General features: G+C 68.0%; 10 protein-coding genes. 6 read left to right on the top strand and 4 right to left on the bottom strand.

What is annotated here, in order from left to right:
• Positions 1 to 128: 128 nt before the first annotated feature.
• Entirely contained in the window at positions 129 to 764 is a 636-nt protein-coding gene (locus ACH427_RS31760; protein ID WP_398875197.1) for a TetR/AcrR family transcriptional regulator, read from the top strand.
• A gap of 524 nt (positions 765 to 1288) precedes the next feature.
• Here ACH427_RS31760 and ACH427_RS31755 read toward each other — a convergent pair.
• Complete coding sequence (locus tag ACH427_RS31755; RefSeq protein WP_398875195.1) at positions 1289 to 1780, bottom strand: DinB family protein; 492 nt, start codon at positions 1778 to 1780, stop codon at positions 1289 to 1291.
• 494 nt (positions 1781 to 2274) lie between these two features.
• A complete protein-coding gene (locus ACH427_RS31750) occupies positions 2275 to 3363 on the bottom strand; it encodes an alpha/beta hydrolase (protein ID WP_398875193.1) in 1089 nt (362 codons plus the stop codon).
• Positions 3364 to 3507: 144 nt separating this feature from the next.
• On the opposite strand from ACH427_RS31750, the gene ACH427_RS31745 reads away from it, so the two are divergent.
• The gene (locus tag ACH427_RS31745; RefSeq protein WP_398875191.1) at positions 3508 to 3714 is read left to right on the top strand and encodes a hypothetical protein; all 207 of its coding nucleotides are present in this window, start codon (positions 3508 to 3510) and stop codon (positions 3712 to 3714) included.
• Between the two features lie 148 nt (positions 3715 to 3862).
• Here ACH427_RS31745 and ACH427_RS31740 read toward each other — a convergent pair whose 3' ends face one another.
• Positions 3863 to 5122 carry a cytochrome P450 gene (locus ACH427_RS31740; RefSeq protein WP_398875189.1) on the bottom strand — a complete coding sequence of 420 codons (1260 nt, stop codon included), beginning with the start codon at positions 5120 to 5122 and terminating at the stop codon, positions 3863 to 3865.
• A 436-nt stretch (positions 5123 to 5558) separates the two neighbouring features.
• Between ACH427_RS31740 and ACH427_RS31735 the strand changes: the two genes are divergently transcribed.
• A complete protein-coding gene (locus ACH427_RS31735) occupies positions 5559 to 6122 on the top strand; it encodes a YbaK/EbsC family protein (RefSeq protein ID WP_398875187.1) in 564 nt (187 codons plus the stop codon).
• Between the two features lie 127 nt (positions 6123 to 6249).
• Here ACH427_RS31735 and ACH427_RS31730 read toward each other — a convergent pair whose 3' ends face one another.
• Entirely contained in the window at positions 6250 to 7206 is a 957-nt protein-coding gene (locus tag ACH427_RS31730; protein WP_398875185.1) for a LysR family transcriptional regulator, read from the bottom strand.
• Positions 7207 to 7332: 126 nt separating this feature from the next.
• Here ACH427_RS31730 and ACH427_RS31725 point away from each other — a divergent pair, with 126 nt between their 5' ends.
• The 3 genes from ACH427_RS31725 (at position 7333) to ACH427_RS31715 (ending at position 10116) form a co-directional block, all read left to right on the top strand.
• Positions 7333 to 8439 (top strand): tartrate dehydrogenase, encoded by a 1107-nt coding sequence (locus ACH427_RS31725; RefSeq protein ID WP_398875183.1) that lies wholly within the window; start codon positions 7333 to 7335, stop codon positions 8437 to 8439.
• A 74-nt stretch (positions 8440 to 8513) separates the two neighbouring features.
• The gene (locus ACH427_RS31720; RefSeq protein WP_398875182.1) at positions 8514 to 8639 is read left to right on the top strand and encodes a hypothetical protein; all 126 of its coding nucleotides are present in this window, start codon (positions 8514 to 8516) and stop codon (positions 8637 to 8639) included.
• Positions 8640 to 8850: 211 nt separating this feature from the next.
• Positions 8851 to 10116 carry a 2-hydroxycarboxylate transporter family protein gene (locus ACH427_RS31715; RefSeq protein ID WP_398875180.1) on the top strand — a complete coding sequence of 422 codons (1266 nt, stop codon included), beginning with the start codon at positions 8851 to 8853 and terminating at the stop codon, positions 10114 to 10116.
• The last annotated feature ends 588 nt before the right edge of the window (positions 10117 to 10704 follow it).

The following is a 10704-nucleotide window of genomic DNA, read 5'->3' as shown; positions in this document are numbered from 1 at the left end:
CTCCGTGAAATCCAGTACCGCAGCGAAATCATCGACGGCTGCCTCACCGGAACCGGACTCACCCTCACGACACCACACCAACAAAGTCAGTAACGGACGCCCCCGTCCGTTTCGGTAAAGTGAGAGCCGTGAACGCCCCTTTGCCTCACACACTGCGCTCCGACGCCCTCGACAATCGCGAGCGCATCCTCGACGCCGCCCGCGCCGTGTTCGCCTCCGCCGGCCTGAACGTGCCGATGCGGGAGATCGCCCGGCGGGCCGAGGTCGGACCCGCCACCCTCTACCGGCGCTTCCCGACCAAACAGGACCTGGTCACGGCGGCCTTCGCGGAGGAGATGCGGCACTGCCGGGCCCTCGCCGACGAGGGCCTGGCCGACCCCGACCCCTGGCACGGCCTCCAGCACGTGATCACGCAGGCTTGCGAGACACACGCACGCGACCGCGGCTTCACCGAAGCCTTCATGACGACCTGCCCCAAGGCACTGGACTTCGCCGAGAACCGCACGTACACCCTGAAGGCGATCGCCGAACTCACCCGCCGCGCCAAGAAGTCCGGCCACCTGCGCCCCGACTTCGTCCTGCACGACCTGATCATGATGCTCATGGCCAACCGTGGCATCCAGGCCGGGTCGACAGCCGCCCGCGTCGCGGCCTCCCGCCGCTTCGCCGCCTTCGTGATCCAGGCCTTCGCCACCTCCCCCAACCGGCACGACCCACTGCCACCGGCGGCACGACTGTCACTGCCGCCGCTGCTCCCCGCGTAGGGGGCTGTCCGGGACTTTGGATGTCTGCCGGCTTGGTGCGGGCGCCGAACGCCGTACGACGTTCCGCGCCCGTGCTCACCGCGGTGACCGCGGGCGTGAGAGCCACCCCGCCGAGGATCGCCAGGGCCCGTCCCCGCGAGTGCCACCGCGGCCAGGCAGGCGGTGACGCTGTAACCGACGCCCCCGGCCGCGTACTGACGGAGCGCGCGGGCGCGTGCGCGGCGGACGGGAGGCGTTCGCGGAGGGCGAGGTCGCGGGTAACCATGACGCCGGATTGGGTCAGCGCACCTCCACATCACCGGCGTTGTTCGGCACGCCGTTCATGAAGACCTTCCGGCCCTCCACGTCGTAGATGCCGAGCTTGTTGTCCGTTGTCGAGCTCCTGTACGAGAGCGTCCGCCGGCTGTGCGAGCTCTTCAGAGGTCACGCAGGGCCGAACACCTCTACCGTCAGCCTCACTTGCTGAGAAGACCTCGCTGAGGACACTTCTGCGGGGGTGCCCGGGCGGGATCCCGCGGACTGGCTCAAGCTCGACGGATGGCGTCGGTCTGTTCACGCAGGATGTCGCTGTGGCCGGCGTGGCGGGCGAATTCCTGGATCATGAGCAGGTAGATCCAGCGCAGGCTGACGGTGCCGCAAGCAGGGTGCTGTCGCGTGGCGTCGAGATCGACGTCCGCGGCGATGGTTCGTGCGCGATGGCTCGCGCGCTCGAATTCGGCGATCACGTCGGCGACCGTTTCGTCGTCGCCGACAGTGAAACTGGCTTCGCCCACCATCGCGCCGTCGCATGCGGATTCCGGCAGACCGCCCAAGATGTGCTGGAACCACTTCCTTTCCGCGAACGCGGCATGCTTGACCAGTCCGATCGGCGTCGTCATGGACGGGACGAGACGACGCCGGGACTCCGCTTCGGACAGGCCGCGCACCGTGGCGATCAGTTCGGCCCGGGTGTGGTCAAGCATGTATGCGAGCATCTGGCGCTCGGGGCAGTCGGTGAGGCGGTTCGGGGTCTTCATGTCGTGTGTCCGATCAGTAGGCGTCAGTGATCTCGCTTGCTTACGGGAAGGGGGTAGAGTCGATCGGTTCGGTGCCGAACACGAATCGGATGCCGACCGGAATTCCCGGTTGGAAGAAATGCCGTCGGCCGGCCGGTATCCGGGCCGCCGCGACGACGGGACCGGCATCTCCTCGGACTCGCGTCCGGGCTGCCGCAGAGGTCCTGCCGGGCCCAACCGTACGTCGCCAGAAGGCACGAGTCCATCCTCCCGGCAGCCCGACGCCTACGGTCGGCAACGGCAAGCCTGAGCGGAGCCGATCCGGATGACGTCTCGTCACCTCGGGATCCGAGAGCTGATATTGGACATGCGCTGTGCGGTCGTGGGACGCGGCGGCGGATTCCCTGCCGGAGGTCACCGACGGGAGAAGGGCACGCCCGGGTGCTCGGTCTTGGGCCTCCCGCAGCCCAAGGACACCGGCATGTGCGGGCACAGCCGAAACCCCGCTGAAGGGTTCAGGAGGAGGGGACGGGGCCCTGCATGTGCTCACTGATCCACTGGATCAGACCGCCCGTCTCCATGTTCGGCACATACGTCTTCGCGTTGTGACTGCCGCCCGGTATGACACTCAGCTTGGTGTGGATCGGACCCTTGGTGTACCGCTTCACGAAGTCCTCGATCGGGGGCATGGCCGAGGTTTCCTTGGTGCCGACCTGGAAGGCGAGATAGACGTCCGGGCTCCCGGCCTGGATCAGCTTGGGGGCGAGCGCCTTCGGGTTGTTGGCCGTCTTTTCCGTGTTGTGGCCGGCCCACAGACGGGAGTCCGGAACGATGTCCGGCCCCGAGGCGATGACTGCCTTGAATTTGTCGGGCTTCTGCAGCACGGACTTCAGGCCGGCGAAGCCTCCGGTGGAAGAGCCCATGAAGGCCCAGCCGTCGCGGGAGTCGATCGTGCGGAAGTTTTCCCTGACCAGGTCCGGGACGTCCTCGGTCAGCCAGGTACCCATTTTCGGCTGGCCGGGAATGTCACTGCCGTCCCAGTACTGACCCGCCTTGGGGTCCTTGGCGTCCTTGTCGTGGTTCTCGGGGTTGAGCACCGGCATGACCACGATGAACGGCAGGCTCTTGCCCTCCTGCGACCACTTGGAGATGCTCGCCTCAAGCTTGAGGTCGGTACCCATCCAGTAGTTGTTCGGATACCCCGCGCCACCGGGCAGCGCGATCATCACGGGGAAACCGCTCTTCGCGTACTTGGGGTCCTTGTACTGCGGCGGGACCCAGACCCAGACCTTGCCCGTGAACCCGGACTTCTTGCCCGCGTACTCCGTGACCGCGATCTTGCTGCCGTCTTCCGGAACCGTGCCCGAGACGGTGAATTTCGCCTCCGGTCCCGTCGGCAGGGACACCTTGCCGCTGCCCGTCCCGCCCGGCTTGCCGTCCTGGCCGAAGCTGATCGGGTCACCCTTGTCGGAGAACACCCCGGCGTAGTCGAGCACCGGCCAGGCGACCAGCCCGAGCACGGCCGCCCCGGCCGCGATGAAGATCCAGCGCTTGGTACGGGGGCGGCGGGCCTCACGAGAGGCTTCGGTGTCGAGGTGCGTCATCAGCTGTACTCCAGGTTGTGCCGGTACCCGGGGAGGCAGGGCGGTACACCCCTGCGGATCCCGGCGATGACCAGCCCAGTCGGTTGATTCCGACCATGTATCTCAAGTCTCGCTAAGAGTTCTTTAAGACCGGCCCGACAGCTGGTGCACGCATACCGCAGACCGCTGCTCCACCGCGAGCACGCCCAGGCGCCGTACCCGGTGGATGCGGCGGCCGTCCGCCCGGAGCCGGCCATCGGCCGGCGCGTACCGCCCCTGTCCGTCATCGCCTCCTCGACGATATCGATGCCGACGGTGACCAGGCTGTCGGAGGGCTACGACCTGGCCGCGGTACCGCCAGGTGAACTCTGAATCGCTCATGGCGATCCGGGCGCGCCGGCTCTCTTCACTTGACCCGTCCCATGGGTGTCCTTCACATGAGGAGACGCCCGCACCAGCCGGGCCGGCCGATGCGCGTTGTTCGTTCAAGCAGCGGAGGAACCGCGGGGCGGAGGTGGGATCAGCCCTGTCCCACGCGCTTCCCCGCCGCCAGTCGCAGCGATGTGTGGTCGGCCGTACGGGGCAGCGGGCGCCCGGGGCCCAGCCGGTGCGCCGAGGACAGTCGCCAGTCGTGGCGGAGCAGTTCGGAGAGCAGGGTGACGCTGGTGAACAGCACGATGTTCCGGCCCGGGCACTCGGCGGGACCGCGGCTGAACGGTGCGATGGCCCAGTCCGCCTCGGCCCGTCCGTCGAGCCATGCTTCGGGCTCGAAGCGGTCGGCGTAGGACAGGCGCCGGGCGTCGCGGTGGAAGTACGAGCTGCAGAAGATCACCGCCGTGCCCGCGGGGAGTGTCACGCCGCCTGGCCAGTGCGTCTCGACCGTGGTGTCGCGCAGGAGGGCCAGGGAGGTAGGCCACAGCCGTTGCGATTCCAGGACGGCGGCCCGGAGGTACGCGGGGTCGGTACGGGCCTTGGCCGCCTGCCGCGGATGGCCGGCGAGCAGACCGAGCGCGAGGTAGGCGCCGATCGGGGCGGCGTCGTAGGCGAAGAACCAGTGCTGCATCTGGGCCACCGGCTTGATGTCCGGCGTCGCCTGGGTGGCGCGCACCGCGCGCGCCAGGCCGCCCGGCTCGGGCAGATCGATATACCGCTGTGCGCGGGCGAACAGTTCCCGGCGCAGACGGTCCCTTTTACGGTGCAGCATGAACCAGTTGCCATCGCCGCGCAGCTTGTCCCGGAGTTCGGTGATGCGCTCGTCGTCGCGCGCGGTGTCACCGAATACGACCCGGCGCACGATGCGTTGGTAGGCGGCGTGAAACCGCTTCCAGGTGACGGTGCCACCGGCCAGCAGCGGTCGGGCCTCTTCCTGGATGGCCTTACGGAATGCGTCGTGGAACCGGTGCTCCACCGCGGGATAGTCGAGCGCTGCCTCGTTGAACCTGCGCCGCTCACCGCGGGCGGCACCCGCGGTGATCAGCACGCCGTCGGGTTCGAAGTGTGAAAGGGCGGCTGTCTTCTCCTTGTTGGCTGTCGTGAACGACGTGCCTGTCTCGCCGAGGACCCGGTGGGCGTCCTCGGCCGAGAGGAGGACGAGGCCCTGCCTGCCGAGGGCGCTGACCAGCACCGGGCCCGGTCCGTGGCGCTCACGCAGCCGGTCCAGGGACCGGCAGCCCCAGGCGTTGGTGTCCAGTCCGGCCGCCAGCCGGACGGTAAGGGGACGGCGGATGACGGGACCTTGGGCGAGGTTGGGAAGCAGACCGAAGGCTATCAATCGAACCACGTCTGTCCAATTGGCTCGGGTGACTTCTCGGGTCACAATTGGACCTCCCTTTCCCCGGCCAGCCCTGTGGAGATGACTGCCCCGTGTTCCCGCTGCTGATGCGTGAAAGGGAAGGCATCACTTCATAAAACAGTGGTGGCCCGATGAATTTCCTCGGTGATCCGTAAAGTTGAAGAGCGGGGCGGGGCACCTGAGCTCAAAAGGGAGGGTGGTGCCGCGCGTTCCCGAACTGCGGGATCACACGATGCGGCCTTCCCGATGAGCTACGGGGACGTATCACGTGGCGGGTTTCGCCAGGCTCCTTGTAGCGAGCCAGGGCTGCCGCGGGGCCGAGGAAGGTGTGTGATCCCTCGCGTTCGTACCGGACGGTGAGGCGTCGGGACTCCTTGCTCAGCCCCGCTGAGGCGAAGGTGACAAGCTTCGCTATCGTCTTCCCATGAGCGACCAGGTACGCGTTCCGTTCGGGAACTTCACGGATGTCAGCACGGCACTGGAGGTCTGCGACCGCCTGGCCGCCCCCGTGTCCGAGGCCCTGCGGACCTGGGAGGCCCGTGAAGCTGCCGAGTCCGTGCTCTATGTGGACACCGACCCCGGCCTGGCGGACACCGCGGTCTTCTGCGATGCTTACGACGTGGCGCCGCGGACATCCGCGAACTGTGTGGTGGTTGCCGCCAAGCGGGGTGGGAGCACCACACTGGCCGCTTGCCTGGCCCTCGCTCATACCCGTGTCGACGTGAACAACGCCGTTCGCCGGCACCTGGGCGCGCGTAAAGCCTCCTTCGCCCCGCTCGACACGGTTGTCACCGAGACCGGCATGGAGTACGGCGGCGTCACTCCTGTCGGCCTGCCTCGCGCATGGCCACTCCTGGTCGACAAGGCCGTGGCCGACGCCCCCTACGTCCTCATCGGCAGCGGTCGGCGCCGGGGCAAGCTGATCCTCCCCGGTAGTGCGCTGGCCCGGCTCCCCGGCGCGGAAGTCCTCCCCGATCTCGCCGTTTGAGCACCATCCCGGAGCCGATGGCACCGGGCCTTTCATCGCGGGCACGCGTGTCAGCGACCTCTTTCCCCCGCCCGCTCCGGAGGCGGCCTGTCACCGGCACCGGAAGCCGGCGGGCCCCCGGTGGCGCTCATTCCGGGCCGCCCTGCCAGGTCACGCGCATCGCCTCCGCCCCCGGATGTGCGGCCGTATCCCGCGTGGCGAGTCCTTCCCTCAGGCACTCGATGACGGCCGAGACCCGCCGAGGAGTCTGCGGGTTGGCAGGAGTGAGGGCGAGGATGTCGGCGTCGGGCGTGGTGACGTTCGGGAGCACCTGGACAAGCCTTCCCTCGCGGATGAGCGGATCGACGTGCCAGGTCGAGCGCATGATGAGCCCGAGCCCCTGCAGGCACCACCCGGTCACGACGTCTCCGTCATCGCTGATCATGCTCCCGTCGACGCGCATGTATTGCTGTTCGCTGCCCGCCCCGAACCGCCACAGCGTGTAGTCGTTGCTGTTCTCGCGCAGAAGAATGCAGTTGTGCTGCGCGAGATCGGCGATGGTGCGTAGCTCCGGGGCATTTCGAAGGTACCGCGGTGCGGCGCACACGATCCTCCGGTTGCGGGCGAGGAGCCGTGCCGTCAGCCGGGAGTCAGGCACTGAGCCCACCCGGACGGCGATGTCGAAGTCGGTCCCCGAGGTGTTCAGCGGGAGAGCGGAAAGCTCCAGGTCGATGCTGACGCGGGGGTGCCGCTGAGCGAACTCGCCCAGCAGCGGCGCGATATGTGCCCGCCCGATGCCGGGTGTCGAGTGAACCGAGATCCTCCCCCGGAGCTCGCCACGGTGCTTCGACACGCCGTCCTCGAGGTCCGCCTTCTGCTGCAGGATCGACGCCGCGCCCTCGGCGTACCGGCGCCCTTCCTCGGTCAGGGCCAGTCGACGAGTGCTGCGCCTGACCAACTGCACACCCAGCCGGGCCTCCAGCGCGCCGAGCCGCTTGCTCACGGAGGAGACCGACTTGCCCCACGTCCGGGCCGCCTCGGTCAGACTCTGCGATCTCGCGATCTGCTCGAAGAACTCCAGATCGTTGATCGATGCCAGATCCACGCCACTTCTTTCGACTCAGGAAACAATGCCTTGCCGCAAGGGCTCTCGATGGCGGCTTTCTTGTCTCCTAGCCTACGTGGGGCGGGAGACGACCTTGCCTTCTGATCGAGTGGAAAGGCCGAGTTCATGACACGCACCCACCGCATCGCCGTCATCGCCGGCGACGGCATCGGCCAAGAGGTGGTCCCCGAGGGCCTGCGCGCCTTGAAAGCCGCCGCGGAGACCTTCGAATTCGACCTCAGGGCAACCGAGTTCGACTTCGCGAACGCCGACTACTACCGCAAGCACGGCCGGATGCTCCCCGATGACTGGTTCGAGCAGCTGCGCGGCTTCGACGCGATCTTCTTCGGCGCGGTCGGATGGCCGGACGCAGTACCGGACCACGTCTCACTCTGGGGCAGCATCCTGCAGTTTCGCCGGCATTTCGACCAGTACATCAGCCTGCGACCGGTCAAGCTCCTGGCCGGGGTGGACAGCCCGCTCGCAGGCCGGGTGCCGGGCGACGTCGACTTCTACGTCGTGCGGGAGAACACCGAGGGCGAGTACTCCAGTATCGGCGGCACGATCTTCGAGGGCACCGACCGGGAAACGGTGATCCAGGAGACGGTGATGACCCGCACCGGCGTGGACCGAGTCCTCGACTACGCCTTCAAACTGGCCGGCAGCCGTCCCGCGAAGCATCTCACCTCGGCCACCAAGAGCAACGGCATCTCCATCTCGATGCCCTACTGGGACCGGCGGGTGCAGGAGGCCGCCGCGCGGTATCACGAGGTGAAGGTCGACAAGTTCCACATCGACATCCTGACGGCCAACTTCGTGCTGCACCCGGACTGGTTCGACGTCGTGGTGGCCAGCAACCTGTTCGGCGACATCCTCTCCGACCTGGGGCCGGCCTGTACGGGAACGATCGGCATCGCCCCCAGCGGCAACATCAACCCCGAACGCAGATTCCCGAGCCTGTTCGAGCCGGTGCACGGCTCGGCCCCGGACATCGCAGGCAAGGGCATCGCCAATCCGGTGGGCCAGATCTGGAGCGCCGCCATGATGCTTGAGCACCTCGGCGAACAGGAGGCGGCCGCCGCAGTCCAGCGGGGCTTCGAGAACGTCCTGGCACGCGGCGACAAGGGGGTCCTGACCCCGGACCTCGGAGGCAACGGCGGCACACGGGCCCTCGGACAGGCCGTCGCTGAGGAGATCAGCGCCCAGGCGGGCCTGAACGGGATACCGGGGTGACCATCGCACGGTCCGCGCAGCCACCGCCGACGTGAAGGACGGCTGGACGTGCGGACCTCCAGGGCGACGCGCCCGTGGGCGTGCTCGCGGCCGCCGACCGCCACGGCGTCCCCACCATCGCCATCTGGGGCTCCCACGCGCTTCCGACCGAGGCCCGGCGCCCCGGCTTCCGCGCGGTGCACGCGCCCTCACCGACATGATTCCGGACACCTCCGCGGCCATCGACCAGGCGGAAGCACTTCTCAGACGCCTGGCGGCCCGGATCGCCGTCATCAAGCAGTAGTGGCCCCGCACCGGGCGCCGAAGGCCCGGCCCCCTTCTCCCGATGAAGCGAGAACCTGGGTGAACACCATGACAGCCCTTCGAAGAGATCCGGCGCAAGTTCCCCGGTCCACTCCCGGTCGTGCCTCCGTGATCGTCCCCGGTCTCTTCGCCTCAGTCGTCGTCACGGCCGGGGCTCTCCACGCGATTCCAGCCGACATGATCGGCGGCCTGGCCGTCATCACCGCGCTCGGCATGCTGCTCGGCCCGCTGGGAAACCGATTGCCGGTCATCTCCAGAGTCGGCGGCGGCGCCCTGGTCTGCCTCATGGTGCCCTCCCTGCTGGTGTACCTGGGAGCATTCGACAAGAACATCCTCGGTGCTGCTACGGCGCTGATGAAAGACGCCAACTTCCTCTACTTCGTCATCGCCACCCTCGTGGTCGGAAGCATCCTGGGCATGGACAGCACCACCGTCCTGCGGGCACTGGCACGCATCTTCGTGCCCCTGGCGGCCGGCACCGCCGCAGCGGTGGCCATCGGCACCGGCGTCGCCATGCTCTTCGGCTACAGCCTCCAACGAGCCGTCTTCTACATCGTCGTACCGATCCTCGGCGGCGGCATCGGTGAAGGGGTCATCCCGCTCTCCACCGCCTACTCCAAGGCTCTGGGAGGAGAGTCGGCGGACTTCGTCGCGCAGCTCATCCCGGCAGCGGTCATCGGGAACATCACCGCCGTCGTCCTCGCGGGACTGCTCAAGCGACTGGGCGAGCGCCGCAGCGCACTGGACGGTGGCGGCACGCTGGTCAAGCCGAAGCGTAGCGCCGCTGACGCCGAAACCACGCCCGATCACGATGCTCACCATCAGCCGGCCCACGCCCTGGACTCAAGCCCGCACTACGCCCTGGGCCTCCTGCTGATCTGCGGCATGTACGTCCTGGCGAGCGTGGCCGAGCCGCTCCTCCGCCTTCCCGCGCCGGTACTACTGATCATCTTCTCGGTCCTGTGCAAGATCCTCAACATCGTCCCGACCAGTGTGCGAAGCGCGGCCCGCGCGATCTACGCGATCACCCCCGGGCACCTCATCTATCCGACGATGGTTGGCCTCGGTCTGCTGTACATCCCGATGGGCCAGGTCATCGGGGTTCTCTCGATCGGCTACGTCCTCACCTGTGTCGCCGTGGTGGCCGTGATGGCGCTCGTCGGCTTCTACACCGGCAAGGCGCTGGGCCTCTACCCCGTGGACTCCTCACTCGTCACGATCTGTCACAGCGGACTCGGCGGAACCGGCGACGTCGCCATCCTTTCCGCCTCCGATCGAATGGCACTGATGCCCTTCGCTCAGATCTCCACCCGGATCGGCGGGGTCACCACCGTCATCTCGGCGGCCACCCTGATCCGCCTCACAAGCCCCTGAGGGCTGGCGTTGTGGACGAGTTCCACGGCGGCCGCGGACAGGTGCGCGACTTCAGGTGTGCCGCCGACGGCCCGGCAGGCACTCGAAGGTGACACTCGAGGTCGACGACGGCTACCGGGGTCTGGCGAACGAGTTTCCCGGCCCGGTCAGCACCCCCGCCGAAGAAGCCAAAGGACGCGCCCTCGGCGAGCAGTACGCCTGGATGGCGAGGCGACGGAGACGCTCCTCGGATCGGATCGGCGTCGAGCACGTCAACGCCGAGCTGCGGCAGTGGCGCCCGCTCCAGCGCTACACCGGCCGACGCGAGGGCTACGCCGAGGTTCGGCGTGCGATCGCCTATTGGTCTCGGGCCGCTCCGCACGTCGGCCGACCAGCCGCAAGCCGAGCGCCGAACCGGTGCTCGCCAGGCCGGCAGCCTGCTGATCACCCACCAGCCGGCCTGTCAGGCCGGCACGTTCAGACCTCATCGCGGACCGAGTCGTCAGCCTCAGAGGCATGGGTGATCTGCTGCCGCTCCTGGCGATCTTCGGTGGCCTCCTCGCAGTCCTGTGCGGCTTTGTCTGGCTGGCGCTCCACGTGCGTCGCCGG

Origin of the sequence: Streptomyces sp. NPDC020379, from assembly GCF_044387105.1 — a bacterium.
Classification (GTDB): domain Bacteria; phylum Actinomycetota; class Actinomycetes; order Streptomycetales; family Streptomycetaceae; genus Streptomyces.
Note: the sequence above shows the minus strand (reverse complement) of the source record. Positions and strands in the feature narration are given on the sequence as shown.

Bases quoted from the DNA above. Each gene is read 5' to 3' on its own strand.
- ACH427_RS31735 (WP_398875187.1), top strand. From the start codon at position 5,559: ATGAGCGACCAGGTACGCGTTCCGTTCGGGAACTTCACGGATGTCAGC.
- ACH427_RS31750 (WP_398875193.1), bottom strand. From the start codon at position 3,363: ATGACGCACCTCGACACCGAAGCCTCTCGTGAGGCCCGCCGCCCCCGT.
- ACH427_RS31755 (WP_398875195.1), bottom strand. From the start codon at position 1,780: ATGAAGACCCCGAACCGCCTCACCGACTGCCCCGAGCGCCAGATGCTC.
- ACH427_RS31725 (WP_398875183.1), top strand. From the start codon at position 7,333: ATGACACGCACCCACCGCATCGCCGTCATCGCCGGCGACGGCATCGGC.